Origin of the sequence: Brooklawnia sp. (assembly GCF_049651565.1) — a bacterium.
Classification (GTDB): domain Bacteria; phylum Actinomycetota; class Actinomycetes; order Propionibacteriales; family Propionibacteriaceae; genus Brooklawnia.
The window spans coordinates 1-18,572 of record NZ_JBASCI010000192.1 but is presented as its reverse complement, the minus strand read 5'-3'; the positions used below and the strand labels follow the sequence as shown (position 1 = coordinate 18,572).

At 68.7% G+C, this 18,572-nt stretch carries 18 protein-coding genes; 9 read left to right on the top strand and 9 right to left on the bottom strand.

Features of this window, described 5'->3' with window-relative positions:
- Both WBL05_RS09100 and WBL05_RS09095 read left to right on the top strand, forming a co-directional pair.
- A partial coding sequence (locus WBL05_RS09100; RefSeq protein ID WP_424225379.1) for a hypothetical protein occupies positions 1-229 on the top strand: 229 nt, incomplete at its 5' end.
- On the top strand, positions 226-684 hold the full coding sequence (locus WBL05_RS09095) for an alpha/beta hydrolase (RefSeq protein ID WP_424225378.1): 459 nt from the start codon (positions 226-228) through the stop codon (positions 682-684). The genes WBL05_RS09100 and WBL05_RS09095, both read left to right, overlap by 4 nt.
- A gap of 141 nt (positions 685-825) precedes the next feature.
- On the opposite strand, the gene WBL05_RS09090 is transcribed toward WBL05_RS09095, so the two are convergent.
- Positions 826-1,245, bottom strand: a complete 420-nt coding sequence (locus tag WBL05_RS09090) for a pilus assembly protein CpaE (protein ID WP_424225377.1) — start codon at positions 1,243-1,245, stop codon at positions 826-828.
- 89 nt (positions 1,246-1,334) lie between these two features.
- Positions 1,335-2,384 (bottom strand): PHP domain-containing protein, encoded by a 1,050-nt coding sequence (locus WBL05_RS09085; RefSeq protein WP_424225376.1) that lies wholly within the window; start codon positions 2,382-2,384, stop codon positions 1,335-1,337.
- A gap of 79 nt (positions 2,385-2,463) precedes the next feature.
- On the opposite strand from WBL05_RS09085, the gene WBL05_RS09080 reads away from it, so the two are divergent.
- Entirely contained in the window at positions 2,464-3,048 is a 585-nt protein-coding gene (locus WBL05_RS09080) for a 1-acyl-sn-glycerol-3-phosphate acyltransferase (protein WP_424225375.1), read from the top strand.
- A 43-nt stretch (positions 3,049-3,091) separates the two neighbouring features.
- Here WBL05_RS09080 and WBL05_RS09075 read toward each other — a convergent pair whose 3' ends face one another.
- Complete coding sequence (locus tag WBL05_RS09075) at positions 3,092-4,276, bottom strand: acyltransferase family protein (protein WP_424225374.1); 1,185 nt, start codon at positions 4,274-4,276, stop codon at positions 3,092-3,094.
- Positions 4,277-4,355: 79 nt separating this feature from the next.
- Between WBL05_RS09075 and WBL05_RS09070 the strand changes: the two genes are divergently transcribed.
- Together WBL05_RS09070 and WBL05_RS09065 are read left to right on the top strand one after the other, a co-directional pair.
- Positions 4,356-5,654 carry a DUF2254 domain-containing protein gene (locus WBL05_RS09070; RefSeq protein WP_424225373.1) on the top strand — a complete coding sequence of 433 codons (1,299 nt, stop codon included), beginning with the start codon at positions 4,356-4,358 and terminating at the stop codon, positions 5,652-5,654.
- A 100-nt stretch (positions 5,655-5,754) separates the two neighbouring features.
- The gene (locus tag WBL05_RS09065) at positions 5,755-6,870 is read left to right on the top strand and encodes a hypothetical protein (RefSeq protein WP_424225372.1); all 1,116 of its coding nucleotides are present in this window, start codon (positions 5,755-5,757) and stop codon (positions 6,868-6,870) included.
- Positions 6,871-6,907: 37 nt separating this feature from the next.
- Here the strand turns inward: WBL05_RS09065 and WBL05_RS09060 are convergent, their stop codons facing one another.
- The gene (locus WBL05_RS09060) at positions 6,908-7,567 is read right to left on the bottom strand and encodes an HAD hydrolase-like protein (RefSeq protein ID WP_424225370.1); all 660 of its coding nucleotides are present in this window, start codon (positions 7,565-7,567) and stop codon (positions 6,908-6,910) included.
- 960 nt (positions 7,568-8,527) lie between these two features.
- Between WBL05_RS09060 and WBL05_RS09055 the strand changes: the two genes are divergently transcribed.
- Positions 8,528-9,925, top strand: coding sequence for a hypothetical protein (locus WBL05_RS09055; RefSeq protein ID WP_424225368.1), 1,398 nt, complete (start codon positions 8,528-8,530; stop codon positions 9,923-9,925).
- A gap of 28 nt (positions 9,926-9,953) precedes the next feature.
- Here WBL05_RS09055 and WBL05_RS09050 read toward each other — a convergent pair whose 3' ends face one another.
- Positions 9,954-11,117, bottom strand: a complete 1,164-nt coding sequence (locus WBL05_RS09050; RefSeq protein ID WP_424225366.1) for a L,D-transpeptidase family protein — start codon at positions 11,115-11,117, stop codon at positions 9,954-9,956.
- A gap of 93 nt (positions 11,118-11,210) precedes the next feature.
- On the opposite strand from WBL05_RS09050, the gene WBL05_RS09045 reads away from it, so the two are divergent.
- Complete coding sequence (locus WBL05_RS09045) at positions 11,211-12,737, top strand: alpha-amylase family glycosyl hydrolase (RefSeq protein ID WP_424225364.1); 1,527 nt, start codon at positions 11,211-11,213, stop codon at positions 12,735-12,737.
- 21 nt (positions 12,738-12,758) lie between these two features.
- Here the strand turns inward: WBL05_RS09045 and WBL05_RS09040 are convergent, their stop codons facing one another.
- Positions 12,759-13,385, bottom strand: coding sequence for a DUF2461 domain-containing protein (locus WBL05_RS09040; RefSeq protein ID WP_424225362.1), 627 nt, complete (start codon positions 13,383-13,385; stop codon positions 12,759-12,761).
- 15 nt (positions 13,386-13,400) lie between these two features.
- Positions 13,401-14,147 (bottom strand): sulfite exporter TauE/SafE family protein, encoded by a 747-nt coding sequence (locus WBL05_RS09035; protein ID WP_424225361.1) that lies wholly within the window; start codon positions 14,145-14,147, stop codon positions 13,401-13,403.
- Between the two features lie 92 nt (positions 14,148-14,239).
- Here WBL05_RS09035 and WBL05_RS09030 point away from each other — a divergent pair, with 92 nt between their 5' ends.
- Complete coding sequence (locus WBL05_RS09030; protein WP_424225359.1) at positions 14,240-15,019, top strand: HpcH/HpaI aldolase family protein; 780 nt, start codon at positions 14,240-14,242, stop codon at positions 15,017-15,019.
- A 23-nt stretch (positions 15,020-15,042) separates the two neighbouring features.
- On the opposite strand, the gene WBL05_RS09025 is transcribed toward WBL05_RS09030, so the two are convergent.
- Positions 15,043-16,872, bottom strand: coding sequence for a potassium channel family protein (locus tag WBL05_RS09025; protein ID WP_424225357.1), 1,830 nt, complete (start codon positions 16,870-16,872; stop codon positions 15,043-15,045).
- A 12-nt stretch (positions 16,873-16,884) separates the two neighbouring features.
- The gene (locus WBL05_RS09020; RefSeq protein ID WP_424225356.1) at positions 16,885-17,268 is read right to left on the bottom strand and encodes a DUF6394 family protein; all 384 of its coding nucleotides are present in this window, start codon (positions 17,266-17,268) and stop codon (positions 16,885-16,887) included.
- A 125-nt stretch (positions 17,269-17,393) separates the two neighbouring features.
- On the opposite strand from WBL05_RS09020, the gene WBL05_RS09015 reads away from it, so the two are divergent.
- Positions 17,394-18,050, top strand: coding sequence for a TIGR03085 family metal-binding protein (locus WBL05_RS09015; protein WP_424225355.1), 657 nt, complete (start codon positions 17,394-17,396; stop codon positions 18,048-18,050).
- Positions 18,051-18,572 lie beyond the last annotated feature (522 nt).

Here is an 18,572-nt window from a genome sequence, read left to right as displayed (position 1 = left end):
GGTCGCGCTGCTGGCGTGGCTGCGTCCGATGGGCGCGGTCGAGCCGGCGATCAGCGCGCTGCAGTCCGATGGCAAGGTGCAGGTCTTCGAGTCCCCGACCCGGATCGTGCTGTCCCCCACCACCTCGGTCAGCAGCCGCGGGGTGTTCTTCCAGCCCGGGGCCCGGGTGGACGCCCGCGCCTACGCCGCGATCCTTCGTCCTCTCGCCGAGGCCGGCCAGCTGTGGTGATCGCCAAGCAACCCTTGGGCATCGCCTTCCTGGCCACCGGCGCCTTCGACACCGCGCGCACCGACCATCCGATGGTCACGGCATGGGTTCTGGGCGGCCACTCGCTGGGCGGCACGGTGGCGGCCCTGCAGGCCGACGGCGCCGACGCCGACCCGACCGCACCTGGCGTCGGTCTGCTGCTCTACGCGTCCTACCCTGCCGGCGACATCAGCGAATCGCTGACCACCACTGTGCTGTCGATCAGTGCCACCGAGGATGGGCTCGCCACGCCGGACAAGATCGCCGCCTCCCGCGACACACTTCCCGCGGACACCACTTTCCTGGCCATCCAGGGAGCAGTCCACGCCTCCTTCGGTGATTACGGCGCGCAGCGGGGCGACGGCGTCCCGACGATCAGCCACGACCGGGCCCGCGCCGAGATTTCCCGGGCGAGCGTCGACTTCGTGGCCAGCTGAGCAGCAACAGGCGTCCACCCAGATCGCGACGACCGGGCCTGTGGTGCGGGAGTCGGACCTCCGGGCGGTCAACCAGTGGACCCGACACCGGCGACTGCTGGCCGCACCAGGGACGTCCCGTCTTTGACAAGCGGGCCCGGCTCAGTTCGACTGCCGCACCCATTCCACGAGATCGAGCAGCGCCTCGGCGTAGGCATCGGGGGCAGACGTGGCGGCGAAGACCCGAGGTTCGCCGTTAGGCCGGCTCGCCTCCACCGCGAACTGGCCGGTGCCAGTTCGGCGCAGGCTCCGGAAGGACGCGCCGAGCAACTCCCGCAACTGCTCCTCCGAGGGCAACCACAGGGCCTGGTCGATCTGCACCGAGTCGAGCGCCCACTCGGTGGTGCCGTTGAACGCCAGCAGAGTGCCGGTGGGGTACTCACGTGCCTCGATCGTCATGTCCGCGACCGTGAACACCTCGCCAGCCAGTTCCCTGGACCGGACGACGAACCTATCACCGGCGCGCGGCTGCCAACGCACACCCGCCCGTTCCAGGCGATCGGCCGCTGCAAGGGAGATCACCTTCGCATTATGCGTCACCGCAGAACCGGTTACATGCGCACGCCAAGTCGTCAGCCACCACGCTGGCCCGGCCGAACGGGCCCGGCCGACTACCCGGCACTGCGGCTCGTCCAGTTGAGCAGCTCCGGCAGCGGCCAGGTGTTCACGATCCGCTCGGCCGACACCCCGACCTCGGCCGCCCGGGCGCAGCCGTACGGCTGCCAGGCCAGTTGGCCGGGCGCGTGGGCGTCGGTGTTGATCGCGAACAGGCAGCCCATCTCCACCGCCAGGCGCGCCAGCCGCATCGGCGGGTCGCGGCGCTCCGGGCGGGAGTTGATCTCTACCGCCACCCCGAACCGCTCGCAGGCCGCCAACACCAGCTCGGCGTCGAACTCCGACTCCGGACGCTTGCCGCGTCCGCCGGCCACCAGCCGGCCGGTCAGGTGACCCAGGACGTCGACGCGCGGGTTCGCGATCGCGGTGACCATCCGCCGGGTCATCTCGTCGGCCGGCATCCGTAGCCTGGAGTGCACACTGGCCACCACCACGTCCAGCTGGCTGAGCAGCTCCGGCTCCTGGTCGAGCGAACCGTCGTCGAGGATGTCGACCTCGATGCCGGTCAGCACCCGGATGTCGAAGCGCTGATTGATGGCGGCGACCACCTCGAGCTGCTGCCGTAGCCGGTCGGCGCTCAACCCGCGCGCCACGGTCAACCGCGGCGAGTGGTCGGTCAGCGCCAGGTACGAGTGCCCCAGCCCGGACGCCGCGGCGACCATCTCCTCGATCGGGCTGCCGCCGTCCGACCAGTCGGAGTGCACGTGCAGGTCACCCCTGAGTTGGCGGCGGATCGCCTCCCCGCCACTCACCGCCGACTCGGCGGCCGCAGCCTCGAGCTGGGTCAGGTAGTCCGGCGTCCGGCCCTGGATGGCCTCGGCGATGATGCCGGCGGTCCTGCTGCCCACCCCGGGCAGTTCGGTCAGGGTTCCGGCTGCGGCCCGCTGGATGAGCTCGTCGGGGCCGACGCGTTCAGCGGTGTCGGCGGCGGTTCGGTAGGCGCGCACCCGATAGCTCTCGGCCGCCGCGCGCTCCAGCAGGAACGCGATCCGGCGCAGCGCCGCCACCGGATCGCCCGGCGTCCGCTCCCCCTGCCCGCTGGCCATGCCGCCAGTCTGGCACCCCCTCGGTGCGCAGGTGCAGCTCCGGACCAGGCCCGCCGGCATCCTGCAGTAATTTGGCGACATGCTCGTGCGGCCCCTCATTGCTCGCGCCATCTTCGCGGTTTCGCGCTACCGCCTGGTCTCCGAAGCACCACCGGCCGGATCGATGGTCGCGATCGGGGCGCCGCACACCTCGAACTGGGACTTCGTGCTGATGTTCGCGATCTGCTGGCGACACCACCTGCGGCCGAAGTGGCTGGGCAAGCACCAGTTGTTCAAGCCGCCGTTCGGCTGGCTGATGCGGGCCCTCGGCGGCATCCCGGTCGACCGCGGCAACCCGGCCGGCCTGGTGGACGGCATCGTCGCCAGCGTGCACGACGGCGGCCCCGTCGTCCTGGTCATCGCACCCGAGGGCACCCGGGGACGCGGCGACCGCTGGAAGTCAGGCTTCTACCGCATCGCCCGGGACGCCGGACTGCCGATCGTCCTGGGCTACGTCGACTCGGCCAGCCGCACCACCGGGCTGGGACCAGCCATCCACGTCAGCGGCGACGTCACCGCCGACATGGACCGGATCCACAACTTCTACGCCGACAAGCGCGGCATCCACCCGGCCGGGTTCACCCCGCCCTGGATCAGCGAGGAAGGCGCCCGGCCAGCGAACTGAACCCGCGGCGTCCGGCGATGTACGCCGGCTCGGCGTCCGGCGATCAGACCTTGATGAAGACCTTCTTGCGGTACATGAACCACAGGATCACGAACAGCACCCCGAACGCGACGCTGTAGCGGACGAACGGGTACCACTCGCCGGTGAACGGTTCGAGCCCGGCGGCGAACAAGTCGCCGATCAGCTTGAAGTCGAAGACGTGCCAGGCCACGTAGGCGAAGATCGAGTTGGAGCCGATGATGATGAAGAACCGTGACCAGCCGACCAGCTTCCAGATGTCGATGACGAGGTAGAACAGCGCCATCAGCAGGTAGCACAGACCGCCGGAGAACAGCGCGAACGAGCCACTCCAGATCTTCTTGATGATCGGGTGGTACGGATGCCAGACCAGCCCGGCGGCGACCAGCACCGCCCCCAGCAGGAAGATGGCAGCCAGCCTGACCACCTGCCGGGCGTTGGCCCGCAGCAGGTAACCGGCGAACACCCCGAGCATCACGGTGAGACCGAAATTGAGGCTGCTCAGCACCCAGGTGTACTCGCTGCCCTCCTCGATCCACTGCCCGAGCACCAGCTGGTCGATGTACAGCGCCGCATTGGCGTCCGGCAGGTACCGGCGGGCGCCCACCCCCGGCACCTCGAGGTTCTCCATCACCCACCAGTAGCCGGCACCGAGCAGCACGGTCGCCACGATCTGCAGGCGAACCGGCAGGTACAACGCGAGTAACACCGCGATCAGGTAGCCGGCCGCGATCGCCTGCAGGGTGTTGTTGTAGACGATGATCTGCTCGGGATCGTAGGACAGCAGGTCGCCCTGCACGACCATGCCGAGCACCCACAGCAGCAGCACGCGCTTGATGATGTGCGGCCACAGCGCCAGCCGGGACGGCGACCTGCTCAGCCGCTTGCCGAACGCGAACGGGATGGAGACCCCGGCGAGCAGCATGAACAGCGGCATGATGATGTCCCAGAACTGGAACCCCTCCCAAGCCACGTGGTCGAGCTGCTGGTTGATCGCGACCGTGGTCGGCGAGTGCAGGGTGATGTCCAGGGCCCGGATGATGTCGGCCCCGCCGACGATCAGGAACATGTCGAAGCCCCGCAGCGCGTCCACCGACAGCAGCCGGTCGGAGTTCGGGTCACCGGCACCGATGCGGGCATGCTCCAGCCGCGCGGTGAAGCGCCACGGCGCGAAGCGGTGCGCGGGTCTGGCTGCTTGTGCTGGTGCCATCGGGGCCTCCCGAGGAAAGTCTGACACCCCTACCGGCAAGCCGACGTGCGCGAGCGCCGGAAACAGGCAACCTTGGGTTGTGAGGATCGTGATCAACCGCGTTCGTCAGTTCATGGCCAGCCGGCTGTGGGCGTGGCCGCTGGCCAGTGGGCTGTTCGCCGCGTTCGCGGCATCGGTGCTCGGCGCGATCAAGGTGCCGTCCGAGGCCACGCTGGCGCGGTTCTTGTGGCCGGGTGACACCCAGGCGGCGGCGTCCATGCTGGGCTTCATCGCATCCACCACCCTGACGGTGCTGACCACCACGATCTCGATGACGCTGATCGTGCTGCAGGTGGCGTCGGGCAATTTCTCCCACCAACTGCTGCGCGACTTCATCTCGTCGCGGGCGGTGCGCGGGATCCTGGCTGTCTACGTCGGGGTGTTCAGTTACAGCCTGCTGCTACTGCGTTCGCTCGACAGCAAACAGGATCGTCCGCCGCAGCTCGCCATGACGGTGTCGATGGTGCTGGTCTTCGTCGCTGTCGCCACCTTCATCTGGTACGTGTCGCGGGTGGTCGACATGGTGCGGGTCGACAGTGTCATCGACAAGTCGGCCCGCCGGACCCTGCGGCGCGTCGACCAGTTCGCCGAGGTGCCGGGCCCGCCGGTTCCCGTCCCCGAGGTTCCCGAGGACGCCCGCACCCTGCTCGCCGAGGAGTTCGGGTACGTCCAGGCGATTGACGTCGACCACGCCGCCAGATGGGCTGAGAAGCATGACGCCACCGTCGTGGTCAGCGTCCGGCCCGGGGATACCGTGATCGTTGGCGAGTCGCTGGCCCGTTACTGGGGGACGCCCGCCGACCACGACGGCGAGGTGCCCGAGCTGCCGTCGGTGGTCTACCTGGAGTCGGAACGGGTGAGCGGACAGGACTACTCGCTGGGCCTGCGGCAACTGCACGACATCGCGGTGCGGGCGCTGTCGGCCGGCATCAACGACCCGACCACTGCGCAGCACGTCATCGGCCAGGCCACCAGCGTGCTGCGCGATCTGGCCCGGGAGCCAGCCAAACCGATCGTCCGGTACGAAGAGGACGAGGACGCTGACGGTCAGGGCCGGCTGCTGGTCTGGGCTGCGGTGCGGACGACGGCCGAAGTGCTGCAGAGCTTCGTGGGCGGGGTGCGCCGGTACGCCGGCGGCGAACCGGACGTCCTGATCGGCTTGCTGCGGATGCTGGATGTGGTCGAGGAGGTCTGCGACGACGACGTGCGGGTGGTCTGCCGGCTCGAACGGGACCGGGTGGTGGCCGCCGCGCGACGCGAAATGGCCGAGCCGGCCGACTTGGCGCGCGTCCTGGAGGCGGCCGGGTCCACCCACCGGACCCCGCCGAACGGGCTGTGACCGGCAGGCGCCCGTTTGGGTGGTGACAGTGATACCGGGGATTACCAGCCCGACCGGCTGTGACCGGTGGCGTCCTTGGTAAGTCTGGCACTCTTGGCGGGTGGCCCTTCGCATTGTGGTCCTCGACGCCTGGCAGCCCGATCGCGTCCCGGGCACGTTGCTCACCGCGCTGGAGGCGGCGGAGGCGATTGACCGGCCCCACCACCTCGAACGGTTGGGCAACGACGACCAGGTGACCCCGGCACCAGTCCGGCTACAGGAGCTGAGGCCCAGCGCCGACCGCGAGCCGGTCTGCCTGCTGGCCGTCCAGCCTGCCCCGCCGGCCGGCTGTGAGCGGTACGGGTTCCCGCTGCTGCAGGCCGGCGACCCGCTCCAGGCCGGCGATGTGCTGGGCGTCGCGTCCGTGCGGCTGCCGCTGATCGACAACCTGGGCACCGTCCAGGAGGTCTTTGTCGGAGTCGCCGGGCAGCACCGGCGGCGCGGCGTCGGACGGGCGCTGTCACAGGCGGTGGATGAGCTGGCCCGCCGTGTCGGCCGCAGCGTCCTGCAAGGTTGGAGCTACACCGACGCCTCAGACGCCCCAGATGCGCTGCGACCGCCCGAGGGCGGCTTCCTGATCGGCCGGGACGCCGGCACCGACTTCGCCCAGGCGGTGGGATACCGACTGGCCCAGGCCGAGCGTCACAGCGTCCTCGACCTGCACGGGCGCACGTACACTGCCCCGCCGACGCCTGGGTACCGGATCGAGACCTGGCGCGGTGCCACCCCAGAGCAGCACCTGACCGGGGTGGCGGCGATGCTGGTCGCGATGTCGGACGCGCCGACCGCCGGTCTGGCCTGGGAGGACGAGGTCTGGGACGGCGCCCGCGTCCGCGAGATGGAATGCCGGGTGCTGCAGACCCGGGACGGCATCATCTCGCTGGCCATCGACGAGACGACTGGTGAGGCGGCGGCGCTCACCCAGCTCTACCGGATGCATACCAGGCCGGCCGTGGTCGAGCAGTGGAACACCGTGGTGGTCGGGCCGCACCGCGGTCACGGGCTGGGGTTGGCGGTCAAGTCGGCGAACCTGGCGGCGGTCGGGCGGTGGTGGCCAGAAGCCCAGCGCGTCCACACCTGGAACGCCGCCGAGAATGACCACATGTGGCGGATCAACGAGCAACTCGGCTTCCGAACGGTCAACATCGACTCGGGCTGGCAGAAGCGGCTGGACTGAACTCGCCCCAGACTCAGTAGCGTCCGGTCACCGGCGGTCAGCGCGGCGCACGAGTCAGCCGACGCGGCCACGACCGGCGCTTGACCGGCAATCGCAGCACCGCACGCAGGACGTACTCGACCGGCCGCTGGAAGATCAGCACCCCGAGGTGGTCCTTGGAGCCCAGCTTCGGCACCAGCACGGACGCCGCCCCGGCCCGCCTGGCCGCCAGCACGTCCTTGAAAATCTGGTCGCCGACCATCAGCAACTCGCGGGTGCCCAGCGGCCGTGGTGCTGCCTCGTCGGTCACCTCGTAGCGTCTGGTCACGGTCAGCAGCATGTCGGGGGACGGCTTGATGTGCTTGCCGGGCCGATCTCTCGGGTCGTCGCGGTCGACCGCGTCGGCGGGTGTTAGCACCCCGGTCACCAGCGGGTCGAACAGCCGGTGCACCTCCGTGACCCGCTCGTCGTAGCAGTTGCTGATGATGAAGGTGAGCAGGCCGGCGTCGGTGTAACTCAGCAGCCGTTCGGCGGATCGCTTGGGCACCGAGGGCGCATGGTAATCGGTGATCGTGCCGTCGATGTCCAGGCAGACCGCCCGGGTGGCTGGCGACATCCGCATGATGTCCTCAGCAGTGAGGTTCAGCACCGAATCGACCACGAAATCCGGCCGCAGCCACCCGAGCCAGCCCGAGCGGCCGGTCACCTCACTATGCATGCGCCGACCCTAATGGCTGCCGACACCGGGGCGCGCGTGCCCATGGTCTGACGCTGGTCAGTTCTTGGGCCTAACAGGTCATTCACCACATGCAACCCCGGCACACCCTCAGGGGTGGACTGGCAGGCGAAGTGCTCAACGCATGATCGGGGTTCTGCATTCGTCCGGCCGCTCCGGCCCGCTCCCCGAGCCCATGTACATCGGCCGGGCCGGTCCGGGTTCGATCGGGCTTCCAGCACCTCCCCAGCACAGCACGGAGGAGCGCACAGCGTAGTCGCGAGGCAACCTTCCGCAGTCCATCGCCGGCTTTTGGGGCACCGGGGTGGGCTGCCGGACCTTCAGCCCACCACTCATGACATGGTGCAGGTCCACAATTCCGGTTTCGGCACCCTGAAACGCCACCTGCGGCCATTGAATCGATGTAAGCCGGCTTGAGGGTGCCGAAACCGGAATCGAGCACCCCCGGGTGCCTGGAACGTCGCTGCTCGGGCCCTGGATCTCGAAGCCGCCACGGTCAGGACCGCTGCCGCCACCACGCGCAACTGCCCAGCCCCAGCCGTGCAGTCTCATGCGTTGCGGCCGGATAGCACCCGCCAGAACCCCCAACAGCAGCGCCCCTTTCACGACTGCGGAGGAACGCGCGGCATAGTCGCTCTAGGCTGACTCAGCATTGATCCAGTGGGAGCCGGGGCAGCGCCTCTCGTGGGCGCTGGGGCTTGGTGCGGGAAAGTGCCCGCTTCCAGGGCGTTTGGCGCGCATTACGCCACACCAGGGCCCCAGAGTGCACACCCTGGGGAGGAGCGGGCGGCCCCGAGCAGACGACCCACAACCGGCCCGGACGCAACAACGCGGTCAGCGACTTCGCTGACCGAGCTACCGCACTACGCATCCCGGCGGGCGACTACCCGGCGACTACCTGGGTGATCTCCCCCGATCCGACCCGACGCGTCACAATGGGTCATGCGTGAGACGCACCTGCGCCGCGGGCGGCAAACCGTGAAGTTGGGGCTGGCCAAGGTCGTCCGTGACCTGTTCCCGGACGAGACGCTGAAGACCTCCTACTCGATCCTCGAAGGGATCTTCTGCAACCTGGTCGGCTCAGTCATCTCGCCGCGGGAGGTGAAGGCCATCGACGACCGGTTGCGGGAATGGGTGGCCAGCGGCGGCGACATCGAACCCCTCGGCCGGCACGGCGGCTACCACCGCTACCGGGTCGGCGACCGGGTGGTGGACGCGGTTTACCCCGCCTACCACGACACCTCAAAGATCGAGCCGTTCACCCTGATCCCCTTCAGCTACGGCTTCATCGTCGACTTCGGCGACATCGACAAGGGCGACGGCACCCCCTTGATCCCGCCGCTGCGCCTGAGCGCGGCGTATGAGGAGAACCAGCGCTGGCTGGACAAGATCGACGTCGAGACCGCCGCCGACGTGAACCACTGGATCGCCCAGGGCCGGTCGCTGCGGCTGATGGCCGTGGCCGAGGCGCTGCACGAGAAGGAGCTGGCCGACATCGCCGACCAGATCCTGGCTCAACGCCGCGCGCTACGCGTCCTGCTGATCGCCGGTCCGTCCTCGTCCGGCAAGACCTCGACCTCGCACCGACTGGCCACCCAGCTTCAAGTGAACGGCTTCAAGCCGGTCTCGCTGTCGCTGGACAACTACTACCTCGACCGCATCCACACCCCGAAGGACGCCGACGGCCGCTACGACTTCGACACCGTGCGCGCCCTCGACCTGCCGCTGCTGCGCGACCAGATCCGCCGGCTGGTCGCCGGTGAGGCGGTGGAGACGCCAATCTTCGACTTCGAGGTGGCGGCCCGCTCCGGAAAGACCCTGCCGCTGGTGGTGGGCTCCGACCAGGTGCTGCTGATCGAGGGCATCCACGCGCTGAACCCGGCGATCCACGGCCACCTGCCGAGCGCCCAGGTGTTCAAGCTGTACGTGAGCGCGCTCGGCGGGCTCAACATCGACCTGATGAACCGAGTGCCGACCACCGAGATCCGGCTGATCCGGCGCATCGTCCGCGACGCCCGTTACCGCGGCACCGCGCCGGCTGAGACCATCGACCAGTGGGCCAGTGTGCGGCGCGGCGAGTACCAGCACATCTTCCGTTACCAGGAGGACGCCGACGCCATGTTCAACTCGAGCCTGATGTACGAGATGAACGCGTTGCGTCCGCTGGCCGAGGAGGCGCTGGCGACCATCCCGGACGACGATCCACACGTCGAGACCCGGGACCGGCTGCTCAACCTGCTGACCTTCTTCGATCCGGTCGATCCCCGGTACATCCCGTGCAACTCGATCCTGCGCGAGTTCATCGGGGGCAGCATCTACACCGACCCCGACTGGCGGTGACGCGCACCAGCGATCCGGTGCAACTTGCTCAGTAGACGACCACCCGGTCGCCGACCTGCATCTGCTCGTAGAGCCACTTGGCGACCTGGTAGTCGTCCAGCTGGCTGCAGCCGTGCGAGCCGCCCTCGTAGCCAATGTCGGCGAAGTTGTCTGAGAAGTGGATCGCCACGTCACCGTGGTAGAAGATCGCGTACGGCATCGGGGTGCGCTCGCCGAAGATCACCGATACCGTCTCGTTGTTCATGTACCAGACGCGGAAATCGCCGTACGGGCTGTCGTAGCCTGGCTGGGCGAACCTGGCCGGCCGGGTGAACTGGACCTCGCCATCGATCACCAGCGACATCTTCAACTGATCCTTGGAGATGCAGACCACCTTGCCGGTCATGCATCGCGGGTCAAGCTCCTGGGTGTCGGTGCTCACCGGCGGGGCGTCGTACAGCTCGGCGTAACTGGGATTGCGGGTGCGGCCGCGCAGGTTGGTCCAGGTGCGTTCGTCCATCACCTCGCTGGCCGGCAGGCCGATGCTGGTGCGGTACTCGGCGATCCCGTCCCGGGTGGCCTGGTCGAAGCCACCGTGGATGTCACCGTGATAGATGCCGAGCTGGGCCAACCGGTGCTGCACCTCCATGATGTAGCCGGCGTGCATCGGGCCGGTGAACCACGGGCCGACGTCGCGGTTGTTGAGCTCGTCGTCGGTGGGCTCGTGCGACTGGGGCAGCAAGGCGTCCCAGGTCAGCTGACCGACGATGCCGGTGGTTGGCAGGCCGTTGTCGCGCTGGAAGTTGACCACGGCGGCGCGGGTCTGCTCGCCGAACCGGTCGGTGGCGTCGTAGAGGGCCAGGTACTTGGCGTGCCGCAACCGGATCTGCAGTTCGCGCACCAGCGGCGACTGCATGCCGAACGACAGCTCCTCGCCGATGGGCTCGGGTTCGCTGAACGGACGCGGGTCGGCCGGGGTGGCCACGATCCACTCCGGGCTGGGCTCGGGCTCCGGTTCGGCTTCCGGCTCAACCTCTTCCGGGACTTCCGGCGCGGCGGACACCTCCGGGGTCACCGGCGCGCTCGGCTCGACCGCCGCAGCGGGAGCGTCGACGGTGGTCTCGCCCCGGTCGCCGGAAGTGCAGGCGGTCAGGCCGAGTATCAATGCCGTGGCTCCTGCGAGCAGGCTGGGGAGCAAGCGCTTGGCGGTCACGGTTGATCATTCTAGGCAACTTCGCCGGCATCCCATAACAGGTTGCCCAGCCAGCCGACCTGAGACGGTCGGGAGCCGCCTAGCATGGTGGCCATGCCAGCTGACTACGCCAATGACCACGACCGTGCGATCGCCGGACGATATGAGGCCCGTGCGGGCGACTGGCGCAACGGCGCCCTGGTCTACCAGCTGATCGTCGACCGGTTCGCGCCCAGCGCCGACCTCGCCCGCAAGACCCACCTCTACCCCGAACCGAAACGGCTGCGCAGCTGGGAGGAAACCCCACAGCAGGGCGTCTACCTGGCCGAGCACGAGGTCTGGTCACACGAGCTCGACTTCTGGGGCGGCGACCTGGCAGGCCTGCGCGAGCGGCTGGACTACATAGCCGGCCTGGGCGCCGACGTGGTCTACCTGTGCCCGATCCACCTGGCCTGGACCAACCACGGCTACGACGCCCTCGACTACCAGCAGGTGCGTCCCGAGTACGGCACCCGCGACGACGTCAAGGCGTTGGCCGCCGACCTGCACGCCCGCGGCATGCGGCTGGTGCTCGATGGCGTCTTCAACCACATGGGACGCCACGCCCCGGCCTTCCAGACCGCCGCGGCCAGCCCGGACGCGCCCAACCGTGGCTGGTTCGACTTCAACGACGACTACCCCGGTGGCGCCCGCGGCTGGGCCAACGTGGTCAACCTGCCCGAACTGGTGATCGAGCATCCCGACGTCCGCCGGCTCCTGTGGGAAGGGCCCGACTCGGTCGTCCGGAGCTGGTTGCGCGACGGCGTGGACGGCTGGCGGCTCGACGTGGCGTTCGAGATCGGGATGGCCTACCTGGCCGAGCTCACCGTCGCCGCCCACGACGAGAAGCCCGGCTCGCTGGTGCTCGGCGAGGTCTGCAACTACCCCACCGAGTGGTTCCCGGCACTGGACGCGGTGCTGGGCTTCACGCTGCGTGAGATCCTGCTGATGATCGGCAACCAGCGGGCCACCCCGGGCCACGCCCAGCGGATGCTGCAGCGGTTGTTCGCCGACGCCGACTACGAGCACCTGCTGAAGTGCTGGACCTACCTGGACAACCACGACGTGGTGCGCATCACCGACGCCATCCCGGACCCCGCCGCCCGCGAACTCGCCACCGTGCTGCAGTTCACGCTGCCGGGCGCGGTGAACCTCTACTACGGCTCCGAACTCGGCCAGACCGGCGGTATCGACCCGGCCAACCGGGCCCCGATGCGCTGGGATCTGGTCGGTGACGACAACCCCACCCTCGCCCTGCACCGTCGGCTGATCGACCTGCGCCGACGGAAGCGGGCACTGCGGGTGGGTGACCTGCGCTGGCTGGTCACCGACCGGTTGATCGGCTTCGAACGCCACACCGACCGCATCGACGACGCGGTCTTCGTGCTGGCCAACCCTTCACCGGAGCCGGTCGCCGAGACCGTGCTGATGCCGGAGTCGAAGCTGATGGACATCACCGGCATGGACGAACTGTTCACCGGCCGGCACCACCGCAACTACCGGGGCACGCTGGCGATCGAGCTCGGCCCGTGGCAGGTCGCCGTCCTGACCCCGACCACCGCGCCCATCGACGGGTACACCCCCTACAAGCGGGTGCAGTAGTCGAACCTGAGGCCAGCCGGCCTAGTGGGCGCCGGCCAGCACGTCGGAGGCCCAGGCCACCAGCGGACGCGCCGCCCGCCAGCGCTCGGCGACCTGCTCGGTCACGGCGGCCAGGCTGGGTGCGTTCGGGTCGATCTCGTGGACGACGTACAGCCACTTGTGCCGGAGCAGGTTCACCCGCTCGTGGTCGGCCGGGTAACCGCGCGGCGATCGCTTCAGTTGCTCACCGACCACCTGCCAGCCGTCGGCCACCAACCGGTCGAGGATCGCCTGCAGTTCGGTGCCCCTACGGTGGTCGTCGACGGCCTGGCGGTACGCGGCCAACCCCTTGGCGTCCGCGTGGTAGAAGCCGCCGCCGGCGGACATCTCGTCGGCGTTCACCTCGACGTACCAACCGCACGCCAGCGCGGTGCCGACATAGGCGCCCTGATGGGTCTTGTACGGGGTCTTGTCCTCGCTGTAGCGCAGGTCGCGGTAGGGACGGTAGATCTTGGCCGGCCCGAACTCCTCGGCCAGGCCGGCCATCACCTCGGTCAGCGGTTCGCGGACGTGCCGTTCGTAGCGGTGCTTGTTGGCCGCCCAGAACTCGCGCGAGTTGTCGGCCCGCAGGTCGAAGTAGAACTGCATCGCCTCATTCGGGAAGGACAATCGGAACTCCTCGTCTCAGAGCACTATCAGAGCACCGGCGGCCACCACTGAGGTCAGCAGCGTGAGCACGTCGAAGGTGCGCTGCTTCACCCGTCCGATGACCCCCATCCCGATCAGGGTGCCGACCAGCACCACCGGGATGAGCACGGCCACTGTGGTCATCACCTGCCGGGTGAACAGGCCGAGGGCGGCGCTCAGCGGGGTCTTGGACAGGTTCACGATGAAGTAGAACCACGCCGAGGTGCCCAGGAAGCGCAGCTTGTTGACCCGGGAGAGTTGCAGGTAGACCGCGGTGACCGGGCCGGCGGCGTTGGCCGCCATGGTGGTGAAGCCCGCTGCCACCCCGGCGCCGATGGTCAAAGCGCGCGGCGGGCGGTGGCTGGCGTCCTCGACCGGTTGGGCGCCGCGGTCGCGCAGCTTGGACGCCAGCTGCACCAGCACCGAGATGAGCAGCAGGGCCCCGATCGAGCGGCGCAGCGTCAGGTCGTCCACCGCCCAGATGAACACCGCACCGAGCAGTAGACCGGGGACCACCGAGGGCAGCAGGCCCCTGAGCAGACCCCAGTCGGCGTTGCTGCGGTAGCGCAGCACGCCCACGATGTCGCCGACGATCAGCAACAGCAGGGCCGCGGCGGTCGATTCCTTGGTTGGCAGCACGAACGCCAGCAACGCGACGGCCACCGAGCCGAGACCGCCGAAGCTGGTCTTGGCGATGCCGATGATCAACGCCGCCGTCACCATCGGCAGCCAGGTCCAGTCCATGGTTCACCCCCGAAGCAGGAGGCTACCCCTTGGCGCGGCGGCCGGCCGACTAGGCTGAGACTGCCCCTGGGGTCGATGAGCGAAGGATTGCGATGAAAAACCTTGTCAAGGCGCAGATAGAGGCTGGCGACCATCCGCTGGGTACGTTCTACCACACCGGCAGCCAGACCACCGCCGAAGTGCTGGGGCACGCCGGCCTCGATTACTACGTCATTGACACCGAGCACGGCCCGTTCAGCGCCGAGAGCGCCGCCGACTTCATCCGGGCCGGCAAGTTCGCCGGCAGCACCCCGTTCGTGCGGGTCAAGGACTCCAGTCGGTCCGCGATCCTGAAGGCGCTCGACGCCGGCGCGATGGGCATCATCGTCCCCGACGTGCGCAGCCTCGACGAGGCGAAGCGGATCGTCCAGTACGGCAAGTACTTTCCGGTCGGCGAGCGGGGCATCGCCATGACGTCGGGCACCGGCTACTGGCAGCAGGACTGGGCACGGTCCGGGCTCGACAACTACATGGCGATCAGCAACGCCGAAACCATGCTCATCCCCCAGTGCGAGACGATCGGCTGCCTCGAGGCGATCGAGGAGATCGTCGCGCTGGACGGCATCGACGGCATCTTCGTCGGCCCGTTCGACCTGTCCGCAGCCCTTGGCAAGCCGGGCGACCTGATCAACCCCGAGCACGTGGCCGCCGTCGACCGGGTGCTGAAGGCCTGCCAGGCGGTCGGCAAGGCGTCCTTCATCTACTCCAGCACCATCGCCGACGCCGAGGCGCGCTACCAGCAGGGCTTCGACTCGGTGGCGTTCTCGGTCGACTCGATGCTGCTGATGGAGGCGGTGCGCAGCGTGGTGAAGCGGCTCGGTTCGGGCAGCTGAGCCGCAGCTGCGGATGCCGCGGGTCAGCCGCGGTAGTCGAAGGTGTTGAACGAGTCGTCCTCGAGGTCCTCCTCGTGCTCCAGCGGTGGACGCACCTCCTCCGGACCGGGCAGCGGAACGATTCGCGGAGGGTGGTTGCGGGTGAGCCAACGCCACAGCGAGCCGCCCTGGCTCTCCTGGCCGGTCAGCACGTAGTTGAGGATGTTCGCGTTCTTCAGCGTCAACTCGACCTGCCGCTTTGCCCTCGGCGAGCCGGCGAGCAGCAGCCGGTCGTCGGCGCGCAGCGGGACGTCGTCCTTCGGCAACTGGATCGTCTTATTGCCCCGGCGCACCATCAACACCTTCAGCGCCAGCCGGCGGCTGCGGTCGAACGGGTCGGCGCGCAGGTGCCCGACAGTGAACCGGCCACCGGCCTGCGCCAGTTCGGCCAGCGCCGGGGTGCGCTGCGGGATGATCGGCAGGTCCCAGATCTCCGGGTGGCGTCCCGGGTCGAGGTTCGCCAACTCGTCCCAGATGGCCGCGCACTCCGCCTCGTTGTGCTGCGGCAGCAGCTTGAGGAAGCGCTGCAGCAGCGGCGTGGTGATGCGGGCCAGGAACTCCTGGGCGACGACCCTGCTCGGCACCATCAGCAGGTCCTGGTGGAACGCGTCGAACAGGGCCGCGTTGTTCAGCAGGTTCTGCCGGTTGATGATGTAGAGGTCGTGGTTGAGCGCCCGCGCGGTCACCGCGATCGCCAGGTTCTTGGTGTCGGACGCGTTGCCGGCCACCAGACCGACCGCCCGGTCGATGCCGGCTGCCCTCAGGTCCTCACTGGTGGTGCCGGTCCCCTTCACGTCGACGCCGCCCTCGGGATAGTGCGCCGAGTCGACCACGCTGACGTCCATACCGGCGCTGCGCAGCGACTCGGTCACCTCGTGCCCGAAGCGTCCGTAGCCACACATGATCCAGTGACCCTTCGGTGGCCGGTTGATCGGCACGAGCGGTTCGCCGGGCAGCGAGGTCAGCAGCTCGCGCAGCCGGTAGCGCTGCGGGGTGGCGATGGCGCTGGTCAGGTACTCGGCGAAGCGTTCGAACGGGTTGATCACGATGTCGCCGCCGAAGACGCCGACGTGGGTCTCGGTGTCGGCGTCCCGGATTCGGGCCAGCACCGGCACCCGGGGCGACAGCAGCCGGACGCTGACCGCGATCGCCTGGTTGGTGCGGTCGTCGTCGGTCAGTGCGACGACGCCGCGGCAGAACGGGTTCAGCAGCCCGGCCTGCTCCAGCAGTTGCGGCTGGCTGGCGTCCGCCTCGACGGCAGTCGGGTCGACGGAGAACTCGTCCAGACGCAGTTCCTGCAGGCGATCGGGGTTGCGTTCGATGGCGATAAAGCGCAGCCCCAGGTGGTCCAGGCCGTGGCAGACCAGGCGTCCGGTTTCACCGATGCCGCACACGATGTAGAACGGCTCCCGCAGTTGGCCGACCCGGCGGGCGAACCGGGAGATCCGGACCGCGTTCTGGAAGCCACGGTCCTGCAGCAGGGCAATGACGTTGAACAGCGAGTAGGTCCAGGCGGCGACCGAGACGTAGATGGTCATCGTCATCCACATCCGCTGGGCGGCGTTGTAGGGTCTGGGGACCTCGCCGAAGCCGATCGTGGTGGAGGTGTAGCTGACCACGTAGAACGCCTCGAAGAAGGTGAGCGGCGGGGTGGGGTTGCCGTACGCGTCGGTGCCGGGAATGAGCGCCAGCCCGACGGTGCACAGGGCGTAGACGCCGATCACGAGCAGCAGCGGAAACCTCATCCTGCGCAGGACGAGGTAGAAGACGTCGCTCATCGCCGCCTGGCGGGTCGGCGCGGTACGGGTGGGCATTGAGGGCTCAGCTCACCGCCGGACCTGCACGATCTCGCTGACCATCAGCACCACCGAGACCACGTTGGCCAGCAGGGCGCCACCGGACATCGAGACCACCACCGACATGTGGGCCGGAGTCATGCCCTCGGCTGTCATCTGGGTCGCCCAGACCCAGACGACGGCCGCGACGATCAGGTTCAGGTCGGCCACCAGGCTGGTGGCCAGGTGGACCGCACCGAGCTGGGTGCGGTCGCCGAACTTCAGCACGGTGGCGATGACGCTGGCGACCAGCGCGGCGATCAGCTCGGCGCCGTTGTGGACGATCACGTTGTCAATGGGGCCGGTCCAGAAGCCGAAGTTGAGGGCGGCGGCCAGGGTGATGAAGAAGCCGAAGACGACCTTCTCCAGGTTCATTTGTCCTCCAGGGACTGCGAGATGGACGGGGCAAGCCTAAGCCCCGAGAGCGGTTCGTGGTCACGGGGCTGACGGCTTTGACCTTGGCTGGGCCGGTGGTTTGCGGAGCGGTTTAGTTTGTAGCCATGACGGTTTCACTGGCGCAGTCGGAGCGTCAACAGTTGTGCGAGCTGATGTTGACAAAGGGCCCCGACGCGCCCACGCTGGCCGCCGGTTGGACGGCCTTCCACCTGGCGGCTCACCTTCACCTGCGCGAGAACGACCCGATCGGGGCCGCGGGGATCGTTATTCCGCCGCTGGAGCCGGTCACCAAACGCCGGATGGCCAGGCTGATGGATGAGGTCGACTTCGACGAGTTGGTCGGACGCGTGGCGCGGGGCCCGGGCCGGTTCAACCCTATGCGGTTGCCGGGGGTGGATGACCGGGTGAACAGCATGGAGTTTTTCGTCCACCACGAGGACCTTCGACGGGGCGGCGCGTTCCCGGTCCGGCCGCGGGTGCTGGGCGCCGAGGTCGATGACCGGCTGTGGGACGAGGCGATCAGGATGGCCACCGCCCGGCTGCGCCGGCTGCGGGCCGGCGTCCTGCTGCAACGGGTCAGGGACGGGCGCCCCACCGAAGAGCAGGCCGTAGTCGCCACCGGCCGCGACCCGGTTACCGTGCTCGGCGAGCCAGGCGAGCTGGTGCTGTGGCTGTTCGGACGCGAGGGCGCCGCCGAAGTCTCGATAAGCGGCCCGGCCAAGTCGCTGGCCCGGCTGCGGGCCAAGTCGCTGGCCGTTTAGGGCTCCTGATCCGGGTTTGCTGGCCGCTCACGGCTTTGATCCCGCTCCCGCTGGCCGCTCGGGCTCCTGATCCGGGCTGGCTGGCCGCTGGGCGGCGTCGCCGACCCGCTCAGGTTCCGCTGGCCGTGCAGTTACCAGCCCCGGGAGCGCGATAGTGCTCGACAGGAGGCTCATGTGCGGACATTCTCCTGCGCCACGGCCGGAAACTGCCCGCCCGGGCCTGTTGGGCGGGGGCACTCAGACCGTGTTGCGGGACGTCCCTGATCGAGGCCGGCGCGCCCACGCCGCCGCCGCTCAGGTGGCACTCGTGGGTAGCGGCAAGGGCGCTGGGACAGGTTGCGCACGCGATTTTCCGGTTTGGGCACGCCCAAATCCGGTTTCAACGATTCAACGGCCTGGATTGACGATCGAGCGTGCCATTTCCGGCTCTTCAACCTTGAGGTGGGGGTGAGCGCGACACGCCAGAGCGCGGGGTGAGGGTGGTTGGGGGTCGAGGCCTTCAGGATCGGAAGCGTCTGTTCA

What these genes read in the sequence shown, in the direction of transcription:
- WBL05_RS09085 (WP_424225376.1), bottom strand. Translation starts at nt 2,384, where the DNA reads ATGGCCAGCGGGCAGGGGGAGCGGACGCCGGGCGATCCGGTGGCGGCG.
- WBL05_RS09080 (WP_424225375.1), top strand. Translation starts at nt 2,464, where the DNA reads ATGCTCGTGCGGCCCCTCATTGCTCGCGCCATCTTCGCGGTTTCGCGC.
- WBL05_RS09075 (WP_424225374.1), bottom strand. Translation starts at nt 4,276, where the DNA reads ATGGCACCAGCACAAGCAGCCAGACCCGCGCACCGCTTCGCGCCGTGG.
- WBL05_RS09060 (WP_424225370.1), bottom strand. Translation starts at nt 7,567, where the DNA reads ATGCATAGTGAGGTGACCGGCCGCTCGGGCTGGCTCGGGTGGCTGCGG.
- WBL05_RS09055 (WP_424225368.1), top strand. Translation starts at nt 8,528, where the DNA reads ATGCGTGAGACGCACCTGCGCCGCGGGCGGCAAACCGTGAAGTTGGGG.
- WBL05_RS09045 (WP_424225364.1), top strand. Translation starts at nt 11,211, where the DNA reads ATGCCAGCTGACTACGCCAATGACCACGACCGTGCGATCGCCGGACGA.
- WBL05_RS09035 (WP_424225361.1), bottom strand. Translation starts at nt 14,147, where the DNA reads ATGGACTGGACCTGGCTGCCGATGGTGACGGCGGCGTTGATCATCGGC.
- WBL05_RS09030 (WP_424225359.1), top strand. Translation starts at nt 14,240, where the DNA reads ATGAAAAACCTTGTCAAGGCGCAGATAGAGGCTGGCGACCATCCGCTG.
- WBL05_RS09025 (WP_424225357.1), bottom strand. Translation starts at nt 16,872, where the DNA reads ATGCCCACCCGTACCGCGCCGACCCGCCAGGCGGCGATGAGCGACGTC.
- WBL05_RS09020 (WP_424225356.1), bottom strand. Translation starts at nt 17,268, where the DNA reads ATGAACCTGGAGAAGGTCGTCTTCGGCTTCTTCATCACCCTGGCCGCC.
- WBL05_RS09015 (WP_424225355.1), top strand. Translation starts at nt 17,394, where the DNA reads ATGACGGTTTCACTGGCGCAGTCGGAGCGTCAACAGTTGTGCGAGCTG.